This is a genomic window from Bacillus sp. es.036, assembly GCF_002563635.1.
Classification (GTDB): Bacteria; Bacillota; Bacilli; order Bacillales; family Guptibacillaceae; genus Guptibacillus.
Map to the genome: position 1 here is coordinate 2042553 of NZ_PDIZ01000001.1, position 25342 is coordinate 2067894.

Genomic DNA, 25342 nt, shown 5'->3' on the forward strand with positions numbered 1-25342 from the left:
AGCCTGGGCTCCTCTTTTTCACTTCTTATTACATGATTAATACCATCCTGACAAACCAATTATGTAAAAGTCTAGACTAGTCAATTTCAAGTGGTTCGGTTAATGCATGATTCATAACTTTTTCCAATACTTTCTTCTTTTCACTTTCGCTTATGTTTTCGCTCTTTATGGCCAACCGCTTTTCATATAAATACTCCAAACGTTTGCTATATGACTCATCATACTTAGAAGAGAGATCATCTCGGATTTTTCTTGCGAGCAGAGGACTCGCTCCACCTGTAAAAACAGAAATAATTAATCTCCCTCGCTTAAGCGTAGCAGGTAAAGATACGTTCCCTCGATCAGCCTGGTGAGAAGCATTGACTAGCTGATGATCTCCCACTTGATTAATGACAAATTCATTCACTTCAAACGAGTTTGTCGCTACAATAATCAAAAATGCGTCTTGTAAATCACTTCCTCTAACTTCTCGTTCAACGAAAGTGATAGTGTCAAAATCCACAAAATTTTTGATCTCTTCATTAATTTCAGGACTAACCACTGTAAGAATAGCACCGCACCCAAGTAACCCTTTAAGCTTTCTCAGTGCGATACGACCTCCGCCAACTATAACGATTCTTTTTTCTGTCAAGTTTAGAGAAACAGGATATTCGCTCATCCGCTTCCTCCCTCAAATCCTTCTACAACCCTTTCTTTCAATACATCTATCAATAATTTGTGGTAGCCAAGATAGTGACAAAGATAAAAATCTGGACCACCTTTTTCTAGCCTGCTTATTTTTTGTTCCATTTCTTTCATTAGTATACCTGTAAATAAAAGGTAAGGAATAACAAAAACCTGACTATTGTTGTCTGATTGAGCCTGTTTAATCCCCTCATCAAAGGTTGGGTTCGCTGCTGCAAGATAGCACACAGACACTTTTTGAAACGGTATCTTCTCAAGTATTCGATTTGCGATTTGATCTAAATCGCTTAGTGTATCAGGATCACTACTTCCCCTCCCCACGAGAAGCGCACTAGCATCCTTTCTGAGGGAGGCATTCGTTTCCATTACTCTTTCTTCAATGACAGAGATCAACTTATCATGGATACCGAGTGGACGTCCTATGTGAAAAGTTACCCACGGGAATTGTTTAGAGACACGCTCTACTTCATTCGGAATATCTTTCTTCACATGAGTAGCAGCAAGTAACAAAACCGGTATGACTACAATTTCGAGCGCACCCTTTTTGACGCATGCGGTGATGCCCCCGAAAATATCAGGCTCTGAAAGCTCAAGAAAACAGGTCTCTTGAATTGGGTACGAAAGTTCTTCTTTACATTTATTAACGAATTCTAAAGCTTGATTTCTTCCCTCTTTTACGCGGCTACCGTGACAAATATAGAGAACAGCCTTCACTTTCATTCACCTCCTATAATGCACTTACGACAGTCTTCGTGGTTTGTTTATCTAACGACATTTTTTCAAACCAGTTTAACTTCGCCCTTAAGTTCACAACTTCCCCTACTATAATCATACTCGGATTTTGAATTTCTGCCTTTCTCACATCGTCTGTAATTGTTTCAAGAGTTCCTGTAACTGTTTGTTGAGTATGAGTTGTACCCCAATGGACGAGGGCAACTGGGGTCTCCTTCTTCTTGCCATACTTGCGAAGCATTGAGCATATATACGGTAAGTTTTTCACTCCCATATAGATGGCAAGGGTATCGATTCCCTTTGCGAGGCTCTCCCAGCGTAATTCTTCCTCTTCACCATCTTTACGATGTCCTGTTACAAACGCAAATGTTGAACTTAAATCGCGATGTGTCACCGGTATGCCAGCATAGGCAGGTGCAGCAATCCCGGAAGTAATACCAGGTACAATTTCAAACGGAATCCCATGGTTCGAGAGAGCTTCAGCTTCTTCACCTCCTCGCCCGTATACAAAAGGATCTCCTCCTTTTAATCTTGTCACGACCTTTCCTTTTAGCGCATGCTTCACGAGAAAACGATTAATGGTTTCCTGTTTTAGGGTATGATAGTCTGGTAGCTTTCCACAATAGATAAGCTCAACGCCTTCCTTGGCGTACTCTAATAATTCTTTGTTAATTAGTCGATCATAAAGGATGACATCTGCTTGCTCAATGCATTTCACACCTTTTACTGTAATTAAATCAATGTCACCTGGCCCTGCTCCAACTAGGAAAACTTTCCCCATTTCACTTCCTCCTCGATACGATTTATTTCAATAGACCTTATTTTTTGATACTCATGTTGTGATTAACTGATGATCTACTAGATAAGAAAGAACGATTTCTGCGCACCTCTCTCTTGTTTCATTGTACGTATCAACAATCAATTCAGGATTAACAGGCTCTTCATAAGGAGAGGACACCCCTGTAAAGTAAGGGATTTCTCCACTACGAGCTTTTTTATATAGCCCTTTAGGATCTCGAAGCTCACACTCATTTAAAGGACACTTTACATACACTTCAATAAACTCATCCTTCAAAAGGAGTTCTCGCACAACCTGTCGATCACTTTGATAGGGAGAAATAAAAGCAGTAATTGCAAATTGACCGCTATCAACGAGAAGCTTCGATACCTCTCCAATACGCCTTATATTTTCCTTACGATCTTCTTCTTTGAAACCAAGGTCTTTGTTTAATCCCTGTCTGATATTATCTCCGTCAAGTACATAGCTTTGAACGTTTAATTCATGTAGCTTTCGTGATACATCATTCGCTAATGTAGATTTCCCCGACCCTGACAATCCTGTAAAGAAGAGAACAGCACTTTTGTGCTGGTTTCTCTTCTGTCTCATTTCTTTCGTTACTACTGTATCGTGCCACGTTAAATTATTGTTTACTGTCATCACGAATCTCCTCCTTATGCTTTAACTGCATTTTTGCTCATTCCTTTAATAAGGATCTCAACTACCTCAGGACGACTAAACGTTGCAGGAGGTTGCTCACCATTTCGTAAAAGCGCCCGTACTTTCGTACCTGATAAAATGACGTGATGTTCCTTACCATGAGGACACGTCTTCGCTGAAGCCATGCTATCGCACTTCTTGCAATAGAAACTATGTTCAAAGAAAAGCGGAATGATCCCTAATTCTTCGCTTGTAAACCGACTGAAGATTTTCTGTGCGTCATACGTACCATAATAATCACCTACACCAGCATGGTCTCTTCCAACAATAAAATGTGTGCATCCGAAATTTTTACGTACAATTGCATGGAAGATTGCCTCTCTAGGCCCTGCATAGCGCATTGCAGCAGGGAAAACTCCAAGATGAACACGATCAGCAGGATAGTAATTTTTAAGTAATACCTCGTAGCTCTCCATGCGGATTTCTGCTGGAATGTCATCTGATTTCGTTTCACCTACAAGTGGATTTAAGAAAAGCCCATCCACTGTTTCGAGAGCTGTTTTTTGAATATACTCATGGGCTCGATGAACAGGGTTTCTCGTTTGAAATCCAACCACTGTCTGCCAACCTTGATCTTCAAAATAAGCTCTCGTTTCAGCTGGATCAAAATGATAACGATCGAACTGACCTTTTTCACTTCTTTTAATAAGCGAAATAGGTCCACCAATGTATACATTAGGTCGATCATAGACTTTTTTTACGCCCGGATGATCATTATCCTCTGTTAAATAAACATGTTTTGCTTCTACTACCTTATCTGGTTGATAGATCGATTCAACGGTCACAGTACCATATACGGTTCCTTCGCTTATAAGCTTCACTTCATCGCCAAGAGAGATTTTTTTAGCGACGTTATCGGTTACTGGTAACGTAATGGGAATACTCCACGGCAAACCGTTTTCTAATTTAAGATTATGAACAACTGATGTGTAATCACTTTCATTAAGAAAACCGGTTAATGGACTATATGCTCCAGTTCCAATCAATTCCAGATCGCTTAAAGCTGTTTTATCTAATTCTATTTCTTTTTGAATTCCTTCTATCTTTTTATCTGGGTTAAAACGATCGATCAGTTTTCCACCATGTGCATGAATTGTTGTCATAGTAATCCCTCCAAAATAAAATGTTTTATAAACTTTCTTTTTCTTGTAAGGTTCTTTTTTGTGTACGAATTGATCGAATCAAACTTCCTGATCCTACCGTTGCAAGAATAACGCTTCCGATTGCTATTAACGTGTACAGGTCACTTTCTAGAAAAAGCTTAATCATACTGTAAGAAATAACTAATGAAAAAACTGGTGAAACGGCCCATACCTTTAACATCTTTGTAATGACATCTTTTTGCCAGAGTTGAAAGCCATCTTTTGCTGTACCAATTCCAATGATTGAAGAAGTCGTAATTTGTGTAAGTGGGACTGGAATTCCAAAAAAGGAAGCACCGATTACTAGCCCAGCGCTCGTACCCGATATCGCACACCCTTCACCTAGCGAAAAACGTGTAATGCGGTAGCCATTCGTTTCAAGTACGCGGCTTCCAAAGACAAGTGCACCTAAAGCAACAAATGCTCCCCCTAACCACGCACCGTGAGAAAGGGAAAGAACTCCCGCTCCTACTAAAGGGCCAACTGCATTGGCCACATTATTCATTCCTGCCGAGAATGCTTCAAGAAATCCAGCTGCAATTAAAACGATAGTAAGCGTTTTTTGCCATTTTGTTGTAAGGTGTAAACGCTTTTTTAGAGCCTTCAACCCTTTCCCTACTATTAAGGCTGTCACAAAAGCAATAACTGGAATAATAATCCACAATAGCATAATGACTATAACATTTGAAAAAAACAATGCACGGTATGCAATGCCTACCCCTACAACTGATCCAACAGTTACTTCACTCGTTGATAAAGGGATCCCCATAATATTTGCTAGAAAAAGTGCCGTTGTCGCTGAAATGAATATAATCAGAATCACTTTTAAACTAAGCACTGAGGTGGGAATAATTCCACTGCCCATCGTCTTAATGACATTCCCTCCACCAAAAATGGCCCCGGCTACTATTCCGAAAGCACATATAGCTAGTGCTGTGCGTCTTTTTTTTATGGCACCAGCTCCATAGGCCACCCCCATTGATGCAGCTGCACCACTTGCTCCAATATTCATGGCAAAAAACAGCGCAACTGTAATCACTAAAATCGTCATCGGCTTGATGCGGAATCAAGATGCAATCCGCACTCTGTTTTCTCCTGACTTGCCCATCTCCCCGCTCTAGAATCACTTCCACTCAAAACTCTTTCTGTGCATACGGCACAGCCGATACTTGGATAGCCTTGATCGTGAAGGGGATTATATGGTAAATCTTTCTCGTAGACGTAGCGCCAAATTTCTTTCCACGTCCAATGAATGAGTGGACAAACTTTTATGGACTGAAATTTTTTATCTCGATTTAAATAATTCGTTTTTTGTCTTAGAGGGGACTGTTCTCTTCTTAAGCCCGATATCCAGGCGCTTACGCCATCTAGTTCTTCATGTAAAGGAACAATTTTTCGTAAATTACAGCATTGCCCTGGATCCTTCTCCCAAAGCGCCTCCCCTTTACTTAATGCTTGCTCTTCTACAGACTCTTTTGGTTGCTTCATCTTTATCTTAAGCTTTGGATATCTCGCTTTTACTTTCTCAATCAATTGATACGTTTCTTCAAAGTGAAGTCCGGTGTCTAAAAAAACAATCTCCGCTTCCTCATTTACACGAGAAATCAAATCAATGAGAACAATACCTTCCACACCGAAACTACATGCATATACGATGTCTTCTTTATAAGTTTGATAAGCCCAATTAAGAACTTCCAATGCTCCTTTTGTATCTGAATGCTGATTGAATTCCGGCTCCTCGCCTGACCAGCTCTCATATAACCATTCCATTACAAAACCTCCTATTGCAATCAAATTATCCTAAAAAAAGAGGCAGTCCTAACCACCGTGGTTAGAACCGCCTCTAGTGTCTCTAGTCAGCGCTAAAATTAAAGTCGTTCTTTTTCTTTTCTTTCAAGTTGAATCACCTTTCCATCTTGAATAACAAGTGTAATCGATCCATACTTCAACGTACTTAGCATTCGTTCAATACGCGCTGCAACGTCTGAAAAGTTCTGCTCCTTGCTTCCCATCTTGCAACCTCCCTTGCTCATCATAATCTATAGGAGAGGCTAAACAACTAAAAAAGCCTTCCCAAATTGGAAAGACAGATTAGGTTACCTTAATTCACCTTATCTTCCAAAATGGACTCCATTTTGCTGGAAGTAGCACCTTGCCTCGAAGGCAGGTTGCTGGACGTCATCGGGCCAGTCCCTCGGTCTCTCTTGATAAGTTATTTTCTAAATCTTAACTATTATCTAACAATCTGTCAACCCTAGTTTAGAGATCGGGATAAACGGATTAGTAAAGAATATGAAAAAAACCCCGAATCTATGACTCGAGGCTCAGTTTTATATCGGATGACGTTTACTTTCTACTTTCTTTTCTTCTACTACAATGCGCGTTCCATCAACAGAGGTTACTACAACTACCGCATCCTTATCGATCCAGCTTCCTGCTGAAATCGCGCTATACTTTTTATCGTTCATTTCAATTGTCCCACTCGGTCGAAACGGAGTAAGGGCGATAGCTGTTTCTCCAACTAATTTTTTATACTCCACATTCATCGAGTTGTATCCCATTTCACTACTAAGACGATCTTTTAGCGTCATCTTCGTCCACATGGACCTGGCAGGAAATACTCTTAAAAATAGAAAGGACGCAGCAGTTCCAATTAAAAATCCACTTGAAACAAGCAGTCCATACAGAAAAGTTGGGGAAGGTATAGCAACTGCCGTTACCATCATTGCTAATCCAATCAGTCCAAACGTTCCGTCATTCAATAATTTTCCGTCTAGAATAACTAATCCAAGACCAACCGCAAACACAAGACCCATCCAAACCATAGATGATAATGATGTTAAATGGTAACTGAAATAGAATGTAAGGATCAGGATTCCAATCAATCCAAAAATCCCTTTTACTCGAACAAGCAACTCTCCGAATAAGAAAAGCACGCTAAGTAAGACAACAAGAAAACCAACTGCAGGCAAAGATAGGATTTCCATCCTCGCTCCCTCCTTTTCTTTCCACTCTTAATACGTATAACGAGAGAAGAAAGTTTCAGTCCATTGTCACTTTACGATTGAAATACCCCTTTTATTCCATCAATAAGCGCAATAAAAAAATCTATTATTTTCTTAATAAAAGATTGTGTTTCATCTTTGTTTAAAAATTCATCAAGATTTTCTCTCGCATTCTCGAGCTGACTCTTCATTTGATCCCAGTCGATATCGAGATTCTTCATTCGATTAAACAGTGCCACAAGTCCGTCTAGTTCTTCTTGAGTTAGTTCAATTCCTGAATCGCTAGCCGTTTGTTTAATCATCGTTCTCATGTCTTCTTCTGTCTCAGGGGGATTTGTAGCAATTTCATCTTTAATTTTCGTCATTAACTCTGTTGCTTTATCAGCACCAATGCTATCACTTAATTGAGCAGTCGTTACTAATTCTTCATTTGCAACCTGTTTCTGTTCCTCAGGAATGACTTCATCTGAACTTAACTCATACGCTTTAATCAAACCAGTTAAAGCTGCCGTACCGGATACTTCCGTTGGTGCTGTCACGTAGATATCAGCGTCTTTTACTCCCGCTGTTATTAAAGCATTGGCATACATCTCATCTGTAACCCAGTTGATATTTTTTGTTTCAACACTTAACCCAGCATCTTTCTCACCAATTGTAATCGAGGAGGAAGACAAGGCACGCGTACCAATTAAGGCTTTACTAATATAGTTTCCAAGGTATTTATGCTCTTCTTCATTTGATACTGTCACGGTCATGACATCGTCTGATGCTTTCATTTCTTCTAACAGCGTTTGCTTTTGCTCTTCTGATAAATCTTCACCAAGTGTCACAATGACATCACCAACGCTAGCATCAGCCAACGTTACAATTGGCACAATGAACATGATCAACAACATCGACAGAAAAAATGGCATTACTTTTTTAAACATGTTTTGATCTCCTTTTTAAACGTAAGGCTTGCTCGATGAGTAGATGTTTAGACTTCTCATCTCCTTGTATTCTACTCGACAGTTGCTCGAAAGAAAAGATAATTCATTAAGAAACCTGTCATATCATGGAAGGACAAGCATACCTTTATATAAAAGAAATAAACCCGATAGGAAGGTGAGAGCGATGAAAAAGTTGCTAATGGGAATCCTTTTACTCCTAATTCTTCACACCACTTACTATGATTTAACAACTGGGACACTCCCCTCACCCAGAGTGGAGTCTGAAGCAGCAGAAGTACTCGCTCCACCAAAAGACGATGCTCCCTATGTGGTTTACAAAATCAACGCTGGTGATACCGTTCTTTCTTTAGTGGAAAAAGCAAATGGATCGGTTCCTGTAGCAATTGAAACGATTGTTCACGATTTTGAAACGTTAAACAAAATTCATCCTACAGGGATACAAATAGGAAAAGAATATAAGATACCAACTTATCCCAACACATCTGCTCAGTGATTATTTCTTGTCAATAGCTCTGTAAAGTTGCTACAATGGGATAGTATTACAGATGAGTCTTATTCCCTACTAGGGAAGCATATAAAAGCGATCTAAATCATGAGGTAAGCAATCCTACATGTAAAAGGAGCGATTTTCGCATGAATGAAATTACCCACCGTAGTAAAACAAGACCTGTTAAAGTAGGTCCTTTAACGATAGGCGGTAACGATGAAGTTATTATTCAAAGTATGACAACCACTAAAACGCACGATGTGGAAGCAACAGTAGCTGAAATTAATCGTCTTGAGGAAGCTGGTTGTCAGATCGTACGTGTTGCTTGTCCAGATGATCGAGCTGCAGATGCGATTCCAGAAATTAAAAAAAGAATCAATATTCCTCTTGTCGTTGACATCCATTTCAATTACAAGCTTGCCCTCAAAGCAATTGAAGGTGGAGCAGACAAGATTCGAATTAACCCAGGTAACATTGGGCGTCGTGAAAAAGTGGAGGCAGTTGTTAAGGCTGCTAAAGAAAAAGGTATTCCAATTCGCATTGGGGTAAACGCTGGTTCACTAGAGCGTAAAATCCTTGAGAAATATGGATACCCAACGGCTGAAGGTATGCTTGAAAGTGCCCTTCATCACATTAAAATTCTTGAAGACCTTGATTTCTACGATATCATTGTCTCAATGAAAGCATCTGATGTACAACTTGCTACAGAAGCTTATGAGCTCGCAGCTCGCTCATTTGATTATCCATTACACCTTGGGATCACAGAATCTGGAACGCTATTTGCTGGTACAGTAAAAAGTGCCGCTGGTTTAGGTGTTATTCTTTCTAAAGGTATTGGAAATACGGCACGTATTTCTCTAAGTGCTGACCCTGTTGAAGAAGTTAAAGTAGCTAGAGAACTTCTTAAATCATTTGGTCTCGCTGCGAACGCTGCAACATTAATTTCTTGTCCAACATGTGGACGAATTGAAATTGATTTAATTTCGATTGCAAATGAAGTTGAAGAGTATATTTCAACGATCAAAGCACCAATTAAAGTAGCTGTGCTTGGCTGCGCCGTAAACGGCCCTGGTGAAGCACGTGAAGCGGATATTGGTATTGCAGGCGCTAGAGGTGAAGGTCTTCTCTTCCGTCACGGAGAAATCATCCGCAAGGTTCCTGAAGAAACAATGGTAGAAGAATTGAAAAAAGAAGTAGATAAAATAGCAGAAGAACACTACAAGAAAATGGCAGAAGAAAAAGAGAAAGCAGAAGCTAACTCTTAAGAAACTGTTCCTGTAGACACGAAAAGCCAGGCACGAAAGAGTGCCTGGCTTTTCTATTTCGGTTATAACTAAAAGAACGGTGCGAAGAATAAGCTGATGATCATTGAAGCGGCACCGACACCTACCGCCCATGATCCAAGCGTTGTCAGTCCCTTTCTCCTAGCAACAAATCCTACCACAATTCCCGCTGCTCCAAGAATGACGGGAAGAATGAACAAAGAAATAACGGATAGAGCAAGCGCTGCTACACCAATACCTACTCCCGTTTTTTCTTGTTCCTGTCTTTTAGCTTCAAAGTGTTCATGATGCTCTTCAGAAGTTGGACGTTCATTTTCAGGTGACTGTAAATAAGGGCGGTCCATTACACCGGGAGCTACTTCCGCTGCTGCTTCTTCATAATAATCCTCTTCAGCGCGTACTTCTCGCTCCTCGATTAGGTCCAGATCCTCATCTTGTCTGTCTTCTGTCATATACATCCCTCACTTTGCCTTGTTGTGGAGCATGCTTAGTATTCGTAAGGAAACCAAAGAATATGTTTAATTCTTCAGTAAGATCCTTCCAACTCAAGGCCTTTGCTTCTGTGTTATGATAATACATGAGATCACAAAAAGGGGTTTTATCATGACTATCAAAAGACTCGGACTTGATATTGATGGAACAGTCACAAGTCCTAAAACATTCCTTCCATATTTAAACTCATCATTTAATAAGAAATTGTCACTCGATGATCTAACAGAGTATAATCTTGCGAATATCCTCGGCATTCATAAAGATGAATTCTTCAAGTGGTTAAAAGCAAATGAGAAAAACATTTATGCTAACGCAATAATCGCTGATGATGCTCATCCAATATTAAAATCTTGGGAAGGAAAGTACGACCTTTTCTACATCAGTGCCAGAGGGAATCACCTTCTAGACACAACAAAAAATTGGTTTGCTGCAAATTCTGTTCCGTTCCATCACATTGAGCTTATTGGAAAACATGATAAAATTGACGCGATAAAAAAACATGGTGTTGACGTATTTTTTGAAGACAAACATGATAATGCTTGTGCCATTGCAGAAGAGTGTCAAATACCTGTTATTCTTTTTAATACACCTTATAATCAAGGAACCGTTCCTTCTAATGTTTCCCGATTAGAATCGTGGCATGAAGCACGTCAATGGGTTCAACAACACAACAAAAGCGGCAGAGCCTGAGCTCTACCGCTTTTAATTTGCTTGACATTCGTCACAGCGTCCATATACCTCAAATTTATGACCAGTTACTTCAAACCCTGTATCCCCCACTGGAATAGCTTCCATAGGACAAGAATCAATATGTCGTGTTTTTCCGCAGTCCAGGCAAATGAGGTGATGATGATGACTTTGTGTTGCACAGCTAAGTCGATAGCGCTTTTCACCATTCCATTCCGTCTCTTCTAAAATAGCCAGGTCGGTAAATAGCGTCAAATTTCGGTAAATCGTATCTACGCTCATCCCAGGATAACTTCTCTGCATATGATTCAGTACATCCCTAGCGGAGAGATACCTCTTCTCTTTAGCAAATAAGGTCACAAGATCTTCGCGCTTCTCAGTATATTTATAGCCTTGTTCTTTTAAAATACGCAATGCTGTAGAGACATTCATACTTCCACCTCATCATGTTAAGATTTCCATTGTTTAATCCGTTTTACCAAAAGTACGAACAGTAAAATAAATGCTGATAAAAGAACGATTGTTCCACCTGGCGCGATATCAAGATAATAGGCCAGAACAAGTCCTCCAAGTACAGCCATCTCACCGAAAATGATTGAATAGGCAATCGTCTGCTTAAATCCACGTGCAATTCGAATGCTGGCGGCCACAGGAAGCGTCATTAGTGCAGAAACCAATAAGACCCCTACAATTTGCATTGAAACAGCAATTACAAATGCCACGAGTAAAATAAAAATGAAATGGATCCATTTTGCCCTTACTCCTGATACAATTGCTTGTTCTTCATCGAATGAAAGGAAGAACAGTTCTTTATATAATAGCGTTACGACAATAACGACAATCACACTAATGATTGCAACTGCCATTAAGTCACTTCGACTAATAGCAATCACACTTCCGAATAAGTAATTAAACAAATCCGAATTAAATCCATCTGCTAAAGATAAAAAGACAACCCCTAGACCAATGCCACCAGACAGCGTAATCGGAATAGCAAGCTCTTCAAAATGCTTATATACTTTACGAAGCTGTTCGATAAATAACGAGCCCGCTGCTGAAAAACCCATTCCCATATAAACAGGATTAACACCTTGCCAAAATGTAGAATACTTACCAAGAAGCAGGCTAGCGGCAATTCCAGCAAGTGTTATATGTGATAAGGCATCGGCAATTAATGCCTGTCTTCTAACAACGATAAATACCCCAAGAAGCGGTGCAATAACTCCAATTAAGATACCTGCCATAAAGGCATTCTGTAAAAACTCAAATTTCCATAAAGCTTGAATCATTTTCTAAAAGCCTCCATGATCATGATCGTGACTTAATACATGAACATGATGGCCATAAAAACCTGATAATTCACGTTCATTAAACTGTTCAAATTCATTCGTCTCTCCATGAAAATGAAGCGTTTTGTTTAGACAAGCAACGTGCGTCACTTTGTCCGTAATCGTTCCGATATCGTGTGTAACAAGCAATAAGGTAATCCCATTATCCTTATTCAATTTACCGAGAAGCTCATAAAAATCACTTGTAGAATTCGCATCTACTCCTACTGTCGGTTCATCAAGAATCAGAATTTCCGGTTGACTGACCAATGCTCTTGCAATAAATACCCGTTGTTGCTGGCCGCCTGAAAGTTCCCCAATATTACTGGATGCAAAATCGCTCATTCCAACTAATTGCAGAGCATCCATGACTGCCTTACGATCATTTGGTTTCATAAATTTGAATAAACCAAGTTTGCTTGTCAGTCCCATTGAAACAACTTCAAAAACAGAAGCAGGAAAACCAGAATTAAAACTATTGGCTTTTTGTGAAACATAACCAATTTTACTCCAATCATGAAATTTACTCATTTTTTTTCCGAAAATATGAACAGAACCTTTTTGAGCTTTTAATAAACCGAAGATAATTTTAATTAAAGTTGATTTTCCGGATCCATTCGGTCCCACCAATCCAACAAAGGCCCCTTGAGGGATCGAGAAAGTAATATCTTCTAGTACATTGCCATCTCCATAATGGAAAGAAATGTCCTTAAGATCGATTAAATTATTAGAAGTACTCATTTTATTACCTACCATCTATAAGAATCATTACGATTTACATTATGTAGTATACATGACATCAGGAGTGTTTGTAAATTTAAATACTGATGTCACTCCCCTTTTTCATCTTCATGTATAATGAAAACAAAATTCATTTTTAGAAAGGAATTTCACCTTGTCTCGAAAATCTTATTATGCTGTCATTGATATGGGATCGAATACGATTCGGCTTGTTATCTATAAATTAAATTCATTCGGTGAATTACAAGAAGAACAAAATCTCAAAGTTACAGCTCGTTTGCGCTCCTATCTTGAAGAAGACTTAACAATTAATCCAGAAGGTTTAAATGTCATCCTAACGACTTTGCAGCACTTCCAAACAGTCACAAGATCGTATGACTTAAAAAGAATTAATTTAATTGCAACTGCAGCTGTCCGACAAGCGAAAAACAGAAGTACGATTATGCGATTAATAGAGAATGAAACAGATTTCAAAGTTAACATTCTAAGTGAAAAAGAAGAAGCTTACTACGGTTATCTTTCTGTCATTCAGTCCACTAACCTTCAAGATGGCTATACAATTGATATAGGTGGCGGTAGTACGGAAATCACTTATTTGGAAGATCGTCAAATGAAGCATTACCACAGTTTTCCTTTTGGAGCTCTTACGCTACAGAAAGAATTTATTCATAGTGAAAAACCTACAACGAAAGAACTAGGAAAGCTCCGTAATTTTTTAACCGAGCAGTTTAAAACCATTCCATGGATAAATAAGCGAGGCTTGAGAGTTGCTGGTATTGGTGGGAGCGCAAGAAACCTTTCTCTTATGCATCAAAAAAAGTATCACTATCCTCTTTCAGGCATTCATCATTACGAATTTCCTGCTGAACAAATAGAAGGTATGATTGCTCAATTAAATATTTTATCTTTAAGTCAACGAAAAAAAGTAGAAGGATTATCAAAAGAAAGGGCCGATATCATCATTCCAGCTGTACAAGCGATTGAGACATTCACTTCATTTGTACAGGCTCCTTCCTTTCTGATGTGCCGAAAAGGGTTACGTGAAGGCTTTATGTACGAAACCCTCATTACAAACAAGGTAACGGATCGATTTCCAAATATCATCGAACGTAACGTGGAATCATTAGTTTCGAAATACAATATTAACACTGCCAAAGTTGATGTGAATAAGAGGATAGCGTTTCTTCTCTCAAGCGAATTGCAAAGGGCAGGATTGCTTTTGAATTCAGATTATGAAAACCTTCTGGCTCAAGCTACAAAACTAAATTATCTTGGCGATCACATCGAGAGCGAATCAGTAAGTCAACATACCTTTTATATTTTATCTAATACTGCCTTAAATGGTCTGAATCATAAGGATCGCATCATTCTCGCGCTTTTAGCATCTTTTAAAAATAGATCAACCTATCAGGAATTCTCTGCCCCCTATTCCTCTTGGTTTAACGGTGATGAGTTAGATCAAATTGAAATACTAGGAGCGGTACTAAAACTTTCCTATTTTTTAAACACAACAAATCGTGATGTTGTACACGAAATCTCGCTTACTGATGTGAATTCTGATCGATTTACATTGGAAATATACTGTACGAAAAGTTTTCTTTTTGAGAAAGAAAAATGCGAAAAGCATATTAAGCATCTCGAAAGAGCACTCTCAATGGATATTTCTTTAGAATTCCTTCTTAAGTCATGAATTTTTACAATTTCATTACAATTCCACATGAAGAATTCAATTAATTTCTGGTAAAATGGACTTAAGCAACTCATAAAGGAAGGTAATTGAATGAAGGAATTAGACAGCAATCCTAAAAAATTGAATATAGCTTCTTCTGATTATTACAACAACCGTGAACTTAGCTGGCTTGGCTTCAATGAAAGAGTACTAGAAGAAGCGGTGGATGAACGTAATCCACTATTGGAACGGTTGAAATTCCTTTCGATTTTCAGTTCAAATTTGGATGAGTTTTTCATGGTTCGAGTGGCGGGTCTAAAGGACCAGATCGCCGCAGGATTTGAAAAGCCCGAAAACAAAGCAGGTTTAACACCCAAAGAGCAGTTGGCTGAAATATTTCAAATAAATCATGGTCTCGTTGACCATCAATATGAAACATTCACCCATTCTCTTCTTCCCTCCCTGCAAAACGAGAACATTCATATGCTTAAATGTGAGACGTTAACGGATGCTGAACGATCTTTCGTTAATGATCATTTTGAAAATCAAATTTATCCTAGTTTAACTCCTATGGCGATTGATGCGTATCGCCCATTCCCGGTCATTCCAAATAAAGCGTTAAATATCGCTATTTTTTTACAAAAAGAAGACGATGAAACTTCCGAAAATCACCTAGCTATCGTGCGAATTCCACCCGCACTTGATCGTTTTATTGAGGTTCCTTCACTCGATTCAAGACGATGTTTTGTTCTTTTAGAAGATGTTATAAGCCAAAATTGTTACAAGCTTTTTGAAGGTTATCGTGTTATATCTACATCTCAATTTCGTATTACTCGTAACGCTGATTTATCAATCCATGAAGAAGGTGCGCGAGATCTTCTTGAAGTTATTGAAGAAGAATTAAAGAAACGAAAGTGGGGCGCTGCGGTTCGTCTTGAAATTCGGAAGGATTGGAATGACAAAGCAGCAACTCGTTTTCTAATTGAAAAACTCGAGCTCCATGAGAAGGATGTTTATATTGTAGACGGTCCGATTGACCTTACATTTTTATTTGGGTTTTACAAAACATTAAGCGATACCCATGATCATTTACTATTTGAAACCCTTGTTCCCAAAATTCCACGAGCACTTCAAAACGAGCGTTCCATATTTTCAACTTTACTAAATAGGGATATTTTTTTGCATCATCCTTATGAATCATTTGATCCTATTGTTGATTTCATTCAACAAGCATCCGTTGATCCTAAAGTACTTGCGATAAAACAAACCCTTTATAGAGTGAGTGAAGATTCTCCGATCATTAACGCTCTAGCAAAAGCTTCAGAAAACGGGAAGCTTGTCACAGTACTAGTTGAATTAAAGGCACGATTTGATGAAGAAAACAATATTCAGTGGGCTAAGAAACTAGAGAAATCTGGTGTTAACGTCATCTACGGTATGACATCTTTAAAAACACATAGTAAAATCACGCTCGTAGTGCGCAAAGATCGTAATGTCATTCAGCGTTTTGTTCACCTTGGTACAGGCAACTATAATGATGCGACTGCAAAAATTTACACCGATATGGGACTACTAACCTCAAACCAAAAATTGGGTATTGATGCTACAAATTTCTTTAATTATTTAAGTGGATACCGTACAAAACCAGATTGGTACTACTTCTCTATTTCACCTGGTGAGATTAAAGAATCGTTCATTGAGCTCATTGAAAAGGAAATGGAACATCATCGTAGAACTGGAAGAGGACGCATTATTGCTAAAATGAATTCTCTTACAGATAAAGACCTTATTATGCAATTTTATAAAGCCTCACAAACGGGAGTAAAAATCGACTTAATCGTGAGAGGAATTTGCTGTCTTCGCCCAGGAATAGAAGGTGTGAGTAGTCATATTACCGTGCGGAGCATAGTGGGAGAGTTTCTTGAACACACGCGAATTTTTTACTTCCATCATAGCGGAGAGGAAAACATCTATCTCTCTTCAGCAGATATGATGACTCGAAACATGGATAAACGAATTGAAATCCTATTTCCTATACTCCAATCCAATTTAAAACAAAAAGTAAAAGCAACGTTAGACCTCATTCTAAAGGACAATGAGAAAGCACGGGTTCAGGATAGTAATGGTATTTATCACTATGTCGAAAGGAATACAAATGAACCCTCCATTAATAGTCAACAAAAATTAATGCAGAATCCATTTTCTTATTTATAAACATTAAACCATCATCATAAAAAACCCCCTACTTTAAAGTAGGGGGTTTTCGCTTCCATTATGAACGAAGCGAAGGTGCTATTTCAACTACATATCATGGTTACTAGCCATTTCTTGAATCTCGTCTGAATAACCACTTCTAGGTGTTCCTTCATTTGCTACATAGGTTTTTAATCCACCGATGCCACGGTTATAAGCCGTCAGGGCTTCATCCCAATTATCGTATTTGTCATAAAGATAATCAAGATAAGTGACAGAAAGGGTTATTGAAAAATAAGGGTCAAATAATTTTTCTTCCGAGTAGTCAATTCCAGCCATATCAGCAATCCACGGGGCGGTATTCTTCATAAATTGAGCCATGCCATACGCATGCCCATATTTTGTTTCTGGCCCGATAAGCTCTGGATCAAACGTATTACCTGTTTCTACCTTTAAAAGCTCATAAGCAATTGCAGGATCAATATCTGCTTTCATTGACTGGTAAGTTAGAAATAATCCCCACTTTTTGTTAAACTTTCCTTCACTGTCATTATAAAATTGCTCAGAGTATGCTTTTGCTTGTTTCCATTCTTCTACACTCACTGATTGCGTACCGAGTGAATAACCTGTTTCTTTCTCTAATCTAGTTATCGCTGTCTGTGTTTTGATCTGATCGTTCTGGGAAGATTTTTGATCCAACTCCCCAACCGTTGTTTTCGCATCGGCAACTTGTTCGTTAAAAAAGTGGAATTGTACGAGAATGATAGCTAGTACAAGTGTTAGAACAATAGCAGTGATCATTGACAGAGTTTTTTTTAGGTTGTTTTGAATAAAATTGATAGTGTTGCACTCCTTTACAACTGGTATTAATAAAGCTGAAGAGCACCAGTTAAGTTTATACCCTAACATTTATATCTCAAACCTTTCTACTATTTTGCTCATCAATGAACATCCTTTTATAAGAAAAAAGGCCCCAATTTAAGGAGCCTAATGAATCGGTGATTTGAATTTTGCACCTCTCGTTTCCTGCGTATTCATAATCGTAAGAAATGCGTGAGGGTCAATATCATAAATAACACTTTTAAGCTTTGTAACCTCAAGACGAGTGATAACCACGTAGATTACTTCTTTTTCTTCATCAGTATAACCACCCTTGCCAACCAGTTTTGTTGTTCCTCTACCAAGTCGATCAAGGATCGCATCAGAAATCTCCTCATATAAATCTGATACAATCAATACTGCTTTTGTTTCATCAAGACCTTGAATGACGGTATCTATTGTTTTAAATGCAATATAATACGCCATTACAGAATACATGGCATTTTCCCAACTGAAAACAAAACCAGCCCAGGTAAAAATAAAAATGTTTGTAAACATAACAAATTCGCCAATTGAAAAGGGGATTTTTTTTGTTAATAGAATACCTAATATTTCCGTCCCATCCATTGAGCCTCCATGTCGAATAACTAGCCCAACTCCAAGTCCTAAAGTTAGCCCACCAAACACCGTACCCAAAATTGGCTCAGTGGTAAATGGCGCAGTATGATGAAGGAGCGTTTCAAAAGTCGCAAGCCCTATAATTCCAAATAAGGTTGAAAATGCGAACGTTTTTCCAATTTGTTTGTAGCCATAATACATAAACGGAAGATTTAAAACAACCACTAAAATAGCAAAATTAAAGGGTGTGAGATGATCGAGAATCAGAGAAACGCCGATTATCCCTCCATCAATTAATTGATTAGGAACAAGAAACAATTCAATAGCGGCTGCAGCGAGAAAAGCGCCAATCATAATCATAAGTAATCGGTAAATTAAGTGCGTTTTACTTTCTTTCCTATGCTGTTTTTTTTCCATTACACCCTCCAGAAAGTTCCAAAGTAAGGATCTTAATACTTATTATATTAAAATTCTCCTTGTACTAAAAGACACGAAAGCTTCTTACACAATTTTGAACACCATCACAAGGAGGATGCATAGTATGAGATAGGCAAAGGGGGCATCGTGATGAATCCAATACAACTTCAACTTGTAAACTTCAAATTGAACCGTATTACGGCTGAAGAATTACTTCAGCTATCTAAACAATATGGTATTACACTTACAACAGGAGATGCAAAGAAAATCGTCCAAATATTGAAACAAGAAAATATCGATATTGCAAATCAAACGCAGCGAAAGCGCATTTTATTGAAAATTAGCCGTGAAGTTAGTCCTTCCGTTGCATCACGTGTAAATAAGTTAATGTTATCTTTTTTAAATCAATAACAAAAAACCGCTAAAGCGGTTTTTTGTTAGACAGTCATTAACTTGTTTTTTAAATCCTCATCAAACTTCTTATTACGAAGCATTTCAATCTCAAGTTTATACGGCGCTTTCTTATTTTTCTTATCTTCTCCTACATACGGTGTTTCTAGGATTTTGGGAATTTCTTTTAATTGCGGATGATGAATCACTTTATTTAGAGCATCAAAACCAATATAACCAAAACCAATATTTTCATGGCGGTCTTTCGCTGCTCCACATTCATTTTTACTATCATTTACGTGAAGAACCTTCAATCGCTCTATCCCAACAATACGATCGAATTCATTTAATACACCATCAAAGTCATTAACAATATCATAGCCCGCGTCGTGAGTATGACACGTGTCAAAACAGACAGATAGCTTCTCATTATGCGTCACACCGTCAATAATTTGAGCCAGTTCTTCAAAGTTTCTTCCACATTCAGACCCTTTCCCTGCCATTGTCTCTAAAGCAATCTGTACTTCTTGCTCCGGTGTAAGAACTTCATTTAATCCTTCGATAATCTTCTGAATCCCTTTGTCTGCCCCCGCTCCTACATGAGCACCCGGGTGTAAGACAATTTGACGGGCGCCTAGAGCATGGGTCCGTTCGATTTCGGAACGAAGAAAATCAACTCCAAGCTGAAATGTTTCTGGCTTTGTTGTATTCCCAATATTAATAATATACGGAGCATGTACGACAATATCCTGAATGCCATGTTCCTTCATGTGAGCGGCACCCTGTTCAATGTTGAGTTTTTCAATCGCCTTACGCCTTGTGTTCTGAGGGGCACCCGTATAGATCATAAAAGTTGTTGCACCATATTTCACAGCTTCTTCACTTGCTCCAAGTAGCATTTTATCTCCACTCATTGAAACGTGAGATCCTATTTTTAACATTATCTTCAGCCCTTCCTTTTTTAACTTTGTTTCCATTCTCCTCATTTGATGACACAATAGCGACATCACATCCAACTACAGCATTTATCATAATAAAGCAGACAAAAACCCTCTGTGTTAAGAGGGTTTTTGAGTTATTTTCTACGTTGCTTTTGCTGAATTCTGTCACGCTCTTGTTGCATTTTCTTTTTGTACCCTGGTTTAACTTTCTTTGGCTTTGGTACAAAAACGTCCGGCTTTGATGAAGTTGGTTTTTTACGAGGAGTTACAGGTTTCGCTTCTACCCATTCCCCGTTCTTAACCTCTTTATATGCAATACTGATTCCCTTTGCTGACAGCTTTTGAATCGCTTGTTGATCGGAAGGCTCTGCAAGTGTATAAGCAATTCCATCCTGACCTGCACGTGCTGTTCGACCTACGCGGTGAATATAGAAATCAAGATCTTTTGGTAATTCAAAATTTATAACGTGCGACACGCCTTTTATGTCAATCCCTCGTGAAGCAAGGTCTGTCGCTACGACATACTGACATTCAGCTTCTTGAATTTTCTTCATAATTTGCTTGCGTTGACGAGCTTGAACACCGCCGTGAAGTCGCTCTACATTATGCCCGTTCTCAATTAAAAAGTCAGCTACTTCATCAGCCGTTTGTTTCGTATTTGTAAAGACAAGAGCTAAATAAGGGTTGATGGCTTTTGTTACATTAAGCAGCAACTCTTTCTTCTCACGATATCGGGCTGGTATAAAAATATTTTCTACTTTATCAGCCGTTACCTGCTCAGCATTGACTTCAACAAATTTAGGGTTGTCCATATATTTCTTCAAAAATGGTTGCAGACTCTTTGGAATTGTTGCAGAGAATACGAGCATTTGTAATTCTTTTGCCATTCTTGAAGCAATATAATCCACATCTTCAATGAAACCCATATCTAGCATCTGATCAGCTTCATCTACTACGAGCATAGTTGCAGGAAAAACGCTTAAAGCTTGCTCTTCAACAAGGTCTTTAATTCTTCCTGGTGTTCCAATCACGATATGTGGCGTATTTTTCATCCGACTAATCATGCGTTTCCGATCCGTTCCACCTACGGCTTTTTTGATGGAAATCGCTTCTTCTTCTGAAAGCGGTTCGATTAATTTTAATGCTTCATTATATATTTGATCAGCTAGTTCGCGAGTTGGTGCTGTAATCACGGCCTGACATTCATTCTTCTCACGGTCAATACGATGAATAAGCGGTAAAAGAAAAGCAAGTGTTTTACCTGATCCCGTTTGTGATTGTCCAATTGCACTCTCACCATTACGTATAGCTGGCACAAGTCTCTCTTGTATTTCAGTTGGTCTTGTGAATTTCTGAGCTTCTAGCGCTTCAATTAAGAATGGCTTAAGCTCTAATCTATCAAATTGTTTCATTATCGTTGTTCCTCCATCCATTAATCCACTTTGTATTATAAAGCAAATTCACGTAAAGCGCCATACGTTCAGAAAAGACCTTCCACTCTGATTTTGCATGCACTGTCATATAATAGAAATATTACGTTTCCTTCGCATTTATTTTAGAAGCGATTCCATGCTTAAAGAAGGCAGATCTGAGTTAAAAACTTTTCTATTATTTGTATTGCCCAATATTGTACCTTCTCACACCTTCTATTTTTTCAGCATACCTTAATAGTACCAACAGTTTATTTTGGTCAAGTTATAAGAAGGAGGGTATGACATGAATCAATTTCCTCCCTCCCCTCAAAGTGGTCCGGGTCCTGGCATGGGCTTTCCATTTTCCGGCGGAGGGTTTCAAGGTCCCGGCCCAGGCTTTTCACAGCCTCCACAAACAGGAACTGGAGGACTATTATCTAGGTTTTTAGGCGGTGGCGGAACGCAAGCAGGTGGACTCCCTATGCCTCCAGGTTCATTTCCAGCAATGCGCGGGGCGATACCTGGTTTTCCTCAGCAGGCTGGGATGTTATCTCGATTTCTTCCTGGTGCCGGCCAGGGTGGTATGGATATGATGGGCATGATCCAAAATGTTCAAAAAGTGATGCAAGCTGCCGACACAATTAAACCTATGGTACAGCAATACGGACCAATGGTAAAACAACTGCCAGAAATGATCGCTTTATTTAAAGAATACCAAAAATCCTCAGGGGAAACAGAAGATGATGAAGATAGCGAAGCAGACGAAACACCTAAGAAAGCAAAGAAATCTTCTAAAAAAACAAAAGGCAAAACCCCTCCAATAACAAACGCAAAGAAAAAATCAAAACCGGTTTCAAATGAACAAAGTATTAAATCAAAACCTAAACTCTATGTTTAACCAACGTGTTTCGTTGAGTTATCTCGATATCTCCTTTATAATTAGGAGAGATCAGTTATACAACAATCCATGAATGGATTGAGGAGGTACTCGATGAAAGTAACTAAAATTTCACCTAGAGGTTATTGCTATGGCGTTGTGGATGCAATGGTCATTGCACGCAATGCAGCGCTTGATAAAACTTTACCGCGCCCGATTTTTATTCTCGGGATGATCGTTCATAATAAACATGTAACAGATGCTTTTGAAGATGATGGCATTATTACCCTTGATGGACCGAACCGTATGGAAATTCTTAAGAAGGTAGAATCCGGAACGGTTATTTTCACTGCTCATGGCGTTTCGCCTCAAGTTCGTGAGCTAGCTGAAGAAAAGGGGTTAACTGTCCTTGATGCTACTTGCCCCGATGTGACGGTAACACATGATTTAATTCGTGAAAAACAACAAGAAGGCTATCACGTTATTTATATTGGTAAAAAAGGACACCCCGAACCTGAAGGAGCCATGGGAATCGCTCCTGAAATCGTGCATCTTGTTGAAAAACCAGAAGAAGTCGATGATCTTCAAATTAACAGTGAAAAGATTATTATTACAAACCAAACGACAATGAGTCAGTGGGATGTACAAGAAATTATGGAAAGAGCGACTGAACGGTATCCGCATGCCGTTATCCATAATGAAATTTGTAATGCTACTCAAGTACGTCAAGAAGCCGTTGCCGAACAGGCTGGTGATACAGATTTAGTTCTTGTCGTCGGAGACCCAAAAAGTAATAATTCGAACCGCCTTGCGCAAGTATCAATTGAAGTTGCAGGAACACCTGCATACAGAATTACCGACATTTCAGAATTACAACTTGAGTGGCTCAAAGGAGTTGAAACAGTCGGTGTGACTGCTGGAGCTTCTACTCCAACTCCAATTACGAAAGAAGTGATCCGTTTTCTTGATCAATATGATCCAGAAGATGAAGATACGTGGGTACGGGAAAGAAAGGTACCTTCATCCAAAATCCTTCCTAAAGTAAAAGTGAAAAAGTAACAAAAAATCCCGCCTGTAGTGGCGGGATTTTTTTCATCTAAATTGGAATGGATCAGTTTTCTCTTGAGAGGAAATAATCTCTGTTTCATATCGCTTCTCTTCTAGAAAAGCTAACAATTTCTTACGCACGCCCTCGACCATGATTTTTTCAATATTATGTCCTGCATCTATGATTTGGAGCCCTTCGATCATAGCATCATGTGCCACGTGGTAATAAATATCACCTGAGACAAAAACATCTGCTCCACTAAAGCGAGCTGCGTTTATAAATTTATTACCGTCTCCACCTAATACAGCTACCTTTTTAATCGTAGATTGGAGATCTCCGACAATCCGAACGCCACCTGCACCAAGCTTTTCTTTCACAAAACCGGCAAAGCTTTCTAAGCTCATCTCAGTTTCAAGTTGACCAATTCTTCCTAGACCTAACTTTTCTGGTTCATTATCAAGTGGATAAATATCATAAGCTACTTCTTCGTATGGATGCGCCTTCTTTATAGCATTTATAATTGCTGCTTGGTGATCCGCATAGAAGATACTTTCAATTTTCACTTCATCTACAGATTCTAAAGCGCCCGCCTTACCAATGAACGGCTGTGCATGGTCAGTTGGCTTAAACCTTCCGGTCCCCTGAGAAGTAAAGGTACAATCACTATATTCTCCTATAGAGCCAGCTCCTGCGTTAGCAAGAGCATTTCTTACCTCTTCCTGGTGAGATGCCGGTACAAAAACGACAACCTTTTTTAGCTCTCTCTGAAATGTTTCCACGAGAACGCTTGTATCTTTTAATCCTAACGCTTCTGCCAGCATATCGTTCACACCACCAGGGGCCACATCCAAGTTCGTGTGAGCAGCATACACTGTAATATCATGCTTAATCAGCGTTTCAATCATTTTCCCTTGAGCTGTATCTAAATTAATTTTTTTTAGCGGTCGATAAAGGATAGGATGATGCGCTATGATTAAATCGACTCCTTCATTCACCGCTTCTTCAACAACATTGGGAAGAACATCAAGTGCAGTCATGACTTTCTTGATTTTCTTGTTAAGACTGCCAACCTGTAGCCCGATCGGGTCTCCCTCTTCTGCATATTTCTTTTTAGACCAGGATTCAAATTCTTGAATAATTGCCTGCCCTGAAACTAGCTTACTCATGAAAGAACCTCCTTAATAATGTCCCGTTCATTTTTCACCTGTGCTTCTTTATCTGAAACACCGTGTGTTTTTGTTAACGACGTTAAGATCCGTTCCCTCTTCGTTAATTCATTTTGCCACTTTGTCCGGAAGGCTTCGTTTTGATTTTTTATAAGTATCGGACCAACTAACATACTTTTTCGTAGCTCTTTATCAGACATTCCTTCATAAGGACGCTTTCCATTTCCTGCATCGAACACAAGAACTTCGTAAACCTTATGATCTTCTTCAAGAATGCATTCATCAACTAGCTCCCAATCTAAATCGGAAAGTCGTTCACGGAGAAGATGTGCAGCCACATTAGGTTGTAGGACCAGTCGCTTTACGTTCGCTAACTTCTCTCTTCCCTCTAGTAGAATATCCCGAATCAATTGACCGCCCATTCCAGCAATTGTAATGACATCTACTTCTCCAGGAGAAAGTACTTCAAGACCATTACCTTTACGCACTGTGATTTCTCTCGTGAAGCCGCTACGTTTAACCTGGTTAACGGCTGATTGATAAGGACCTTCATTTACCTCACCTGCTACTGCAAACGTGATGTGCTGTTTATTCATTAAGTAGCAAGGTAAATACGCATGATCAGATCCAATATCCGCTACACTACTTCCTACTGGAACAAAGTTTGCTACCGTTTTTAACCGCTCTGACAATAATTTATCGTTCATTTCTTCACCTTACCCAATTTTCTTCTTTATAGTTTACCCTTTACTATTTCTTGATA

General features: G+C 38.9%; 28 protein-coding genes and 1 riboswitch. Of the genes, 8 read left to right on the plus strand and 20 right to left on the minus strand.

Features of this window, described 5'->3' with window-relative positions:
- Nucleotides 1-76: 76 nt before the first annotated feature.
- From ATG70_RS10495 to ATG70_RS10540, 10 genes are all read right to left on the minus strand, one after another.
- On the minus strand, nt 77-658 hold the full coding sequence (locus ATG70_RS10495; protein ID WP_098444250.1) for an NAD(P)-binding protein: 582 nt from the start codon (nt 656-658) through the stop codon (nt 77-79).
- Nucleotides 655-1398, minus strand: coding sequence for a sirohydrochlorin chelatase (locus ATG70_RS10500; protein ID WP_179886249.1), 744 nt, complete (start codon nt 1396-1398; stop codon nt 655-657). The genes ATG70_RS10495 and ATG70_RS10500 overlap by 4 nt, the downstream gene beginning before the upstream one ends.
- A gap of 13 nt (nt 1399-1411) precedes the next feature.
- Entirely contained in the window at nt 1412-2197 is a 786-nt protein-coding gene (cobA, locus tag ATG70_RS10505; protein ID WP_098444252.1) for a uroporphyrinogen-III C-methyltransferase, read from the minus strand.
- 51 nt (nt 2198-2248) lie between these two features.
- Entirely contained in the window at nt 2249-2854 is a 606-nt protein-coding gene (cysC, locus tag ATG70_RS10510) for an adenylyl-sulfate kinase (RefSeq protein ID WP_098444253.1), read from the minus strand.
- A 14-nt stretch (nt 2855-2868) separates the two neighbouring features.
- Entirely contained in the window at nt 2869-4017 is a 1149-nt protein-coding gene (gene sat / locus ATG70_RS10515; RefSeq protein WP_098444254.1) for a sulfate adenylyltransferase, read from the minus strand.
- A gap of 25 nt (nt 4018-4042) precedes the next feature.
- Complete coding sequence (locus ATG70_RS10520) at nt 4043-5107, minus strand: inorganic phosphate transporter (protein ID WP_098444255.1); 1065 nt, start codon at nt 5105-5107, stop codon at nt 4043-4045.
- Nucleotides 5104-5826 (minus strand): phosphoadenylyl-sulfate reductase, encoded by a 723-nt coding sequence (locus ATG70_RS10525; protein WP_098444256.1) that lies wholly within the window; start codon nt 5824-5826, stop codon nt 5104-5106. Before ATG70_RS10525 ends, ATG70_RS10520 begins: the two co-directional genes overlap by 4 nt.
- A 98-nt stretch (nt 5827-5924) precedes the next feature.
- Nucleotides 5925-6068 carry a YezD family protein gene (locus ATG70_RS10530; protein ID WP_098444257.1) on the minus strand — a complete coding sequence of 48 codons (144 nt, stop codon included), beginning with the start codon at nt 6066-6068 and terminating at the stop codon, nt 5925-5927.
- Between the two features lie 96 nt (nt 6069-6164).
- A riboswitch (SAM riboswitch) is annotated at nt 6165-6270 on the minus strand.
- Nucleotides 6271-6386: 116 nt separating this feature from the next.
- Nucleotides 6387-7043, minus strand: coding sequence for an NfeD family protein (locus ATG70_RS10535; protein WP_098444258.1), 657 nt, complete (start codon nt 7041-7043; stop codon nt 6387-6389).
- 71 nt (nt 7044-7114) lie between these two features.
- Nucleotides 7115-7990 (minus strand): DUF1002 domain-containing protein, encoded by an 876-nt coding sequence (locus ATG70_RS10540; protein ID WP_098444259.1) that lies wholly within the window; start codon nt 7988-7990, stop codon nt 7115-7117.
- 184 nt (nt 7991-8174) lie between these two features.
- Between ATG70_RS10540 and ATG70_RS10545 the strand changes: the two genes are divergently transcribed.
- On the plus strand, nt 8175-8504 hold the full coding sequence (locus ATG70_RS10545) for a hypothetical protein (RefSeq protein WP_098444260.1): 330 nt from the start codon (nt 8175-8177) through the stop codon (nt 8502-8504).
- Between the two features lie 140 nt (nt 8505-8644).
- Nucleotides 8645-9763, plus strand: a complete 1119-nt coding sequence (gene ispG / locus ATG70_RS10550; RefSeq protein WP_098444261.1) for a flavodoxin-dependent (E)-4-hydroxy-3-methylbut-2-enyl-diphosphate synthase — start codon at nt 8645-8647, stop codon at nt 9761-9763.
- Between the two features lie 68 nt (nt 9764-9831).
- Here the strand turns inward: ispG and ATG70_RS10555 are convergent, their stop codons facing one another.
- On the minus strand, nt 9832-10233 hold the full coding sequence (locus ATG70_RS10555) for a DUF4190 domain-containing protein (protein ID WP_098444262.1): 402 nt from the start codon (nt 10231-10233) through the stop codon (nt 9832-9834).
- A 151-nt stretch (nt 10234-10384) separates the two neighbouring features.
- On the opposite strand from ATG70_RS10555, the gene ATG70_RS10560 reads away from it, so the two are divergent.
- Nucleotides 10385-10963: a hypothetical protein gene (locus ATG70_RS10560; RefSeq protein WP_098444263.1), complete on the plus strand. Its 579-nt coding sequence runs from the start codon at nt 10385-10387 to the stop codon at nt 10961-10963.
- Between the two features lie 12 nt (nt 10964-10975).
- Here ATG70_RS10560 and ATG70_RS10565 read toward each other — a convergent pair whose 3' ends face one another.
- Genes ATG70_RS10565 through ATG70_RS10575 form a run of 3 tightly spaced genes read right to left on the minus strand, consistent with a single transcriptional unit; the run spans nt 10976 to nt 13029 of the window.
- The gene (locus ATG70_RS10565) at nt 10976-11392 is read right to left on the minus strand and encodes a Fur family transcriptional regulator (RefSeq protein WP_098444264.1); all 417 of its coding nucleotides are present in this window, start codon (nt 11390-11392) and stop codon (nt 10976-10978) included.
- Between the two features lie 17 nt (nt 11393-11409).
- Nucleotides 11410-12249: a metal ABC transporter permease gene (locus ATG70_RS10570; RefSeq protein WP_098444265.1), complete on the minus strand. Its 840-nt coding sequence runs from the start codon at nt 12247-12249 to the stop codon at nt 11410-11412.
- Between the two features lie 3 nt (nt 12250-12252).
- Nucleotides 12253-13029 (minus strand): metal ABC transporter ATP-binding protein, encoded by a 777-nt coding sequence (locus tag ATG70_RS10575; RefSeq protein ID WP_098444266.1) that lies wholly within the window; start codon nt 13027-13029, stop codon nt 12253-12255.
- Nucleotides 13030-13183: 154 nt separating this feature from the next.
- On the opposite strand from ATG70_RS10575, the gene ATG70_RS10580 reads away from it, so the two are divergent.
- Both ATG70_RS10580 and ATG70_RS10585 read left to right on the plus strand, forming a co-directional pair.
- Nucleotides 13184-14719 carry a Ppx/GppA family phosphatase gene (locus tag ATG70_RS10580; RefSeq protein ID WP_098444267.1) on the plus strand — a complete coding sequence of 512 codons (1536 nt, stop codon included), beginning with the start codon at nt 13184-13186 and terminating at the stop codon, nt 14717-14719.
- 90 nt (nt 14720-14809) lie between these two features.
- Entirely contained in the window at nt 14810-16912 is a 2103-nt protein-coding gene (locus tag ATG70_RS10585; RefSeq protein ID WP_098444268.1) for an RNA degradosome polyphosphate kinase, read from the plus strand.
- A gap of 87 nt (nt 16913-16999) precedes the next feature.
- On the opposite strand, the gene ATG70_RS10590 is transcribed toward ATG70_RS10585, so the two are convergent.
- Complete coding sequence (locus ATG70_RS10590; protein ID WP_257147660.1) at nt 17000-17800, minus strand: lytic transglycosylase domain-containing protein; 801 nt, start codon at nt 17798-17800, stop codon at nt 17000-17002.
- Nucleotides 17801-17878: 78 nt separating this feature from the next.
- Entirely contained in the window at nt 17879-18745 is an 867-nt protein-coding gene (locus tag ATG70_RS10595) for a YitT family protein (protein ID WP_098444269.1), read from the minus strand.
- Nucleotides 18746-18895: 150 nt separating this feature from the next.
- Here ATG70_RS10595 and ATG70_RS10600 point away from each other — a divergent pair, with 150 nt between their 5' ends.
- A complete protein-coding gene (locus ATG70_RS10600) occupies nt 18896-19156 on the plus strand; it encodes a DUF2624 family protein (RefSeq protein WP_098444270.1) in 261 nt (86 codons plus the stop codon).
- Nucleotides 19157-19182: 26 nt separating this feature from the next.
- Here the strand turns inward: ATG70_RS10600 and ATG70_RS10605 are convergent, their stop codons facing one another.
- Together ATG70_RS10605 and ATG70_RS10610 are read right to left on the minus strand one after the other, a co-directional pair.
- A complete protein-coding gene (locus ATG70_RS10605; protein WP_098445789.1) occupies nt 19183-20076 on the minus strand; it encodes a deoxyribonuclease IV in 894 nt (297 codons plus the stop codon).
- A gap of 134 nt (nt 20077-20210) precedes the next feature.
- The gene (locus ATG70_RS10610; RefSeq protein ID WP_098444271.1) at nt 20211-21488 is read right to left on the minus strand and encodes a DEAD/DEAH box helicase; all 1278 of its coding nucleotides are present in this window, start codon (nt 21486-21488) and stop codon (nt 20211-20213) included.
- Nucleotides 21489-21792: 304 nt separating this feature from the next.
- On the opposite strand from ATG70_RS10610, the gene vrrA reads away from it, so the two are divergent.
- Together vrrA and ATG70_RS10620 are read left to right on the plus strand one after the other, a co-directional pair.
- Entirely contained in the window at nt 21793-22386 is a 594-nt protein-coding gene (gene vrrA, locus ATG70_RS10615) for a VrrA/YqfQ family protein (RefSeq protein WP_098444272.1), read from the plus strand.
- Between the two features lie 93 nt (nt 22387-22479).
- A complete protein-coding gene (locus ATG70_RS10620) occupies nt 22480-23424 on the plus strand; it encodes a 4-hydroxy-3-methylbut-2-enyl diphosphate reductase (RefSeq protein WP_098444273.1) in 945 nt (314 codons plus the stop codon).
- 33 nt (nt 23425-23457) lie between these two features.
- Here ATG70_RS10620 and ATG70_RS10625 read toward each other — a convergent pair whose 3' ends face one another.
- Both ATG70_RS10625 and ATG70_RS10630 read right to left on the minus strand, forming a co-directional pair.
- Nucleotides 23458-24579, minus strand: a complete 1122-nt coding sequence (locus tag ATG70_RS10625; RefSeq protein ID WP_098444274.1) for a Nif3-like dinuclear metal center hexameric protein — start codon at nt 24577-24579, stop codon at nt 23458-23460.
- On the minus strand, nt 24576-25286 hold the full coding sequence (locus tag ATG70_RS10630; protein WP_098444275.1) for a tRNA (adenine(22)-N(1))-methyltransferase: 711 nt from the start codon (nt 25284-25286) through the stop codon (nt 24576-24578). Before ATG70_RS10630 ends, ATG70_RS10625 begins: the two co-directional genes overlap by 4 nt.
- Nucleotides 25287-25342: the final 56 nt, after the last annotated feature.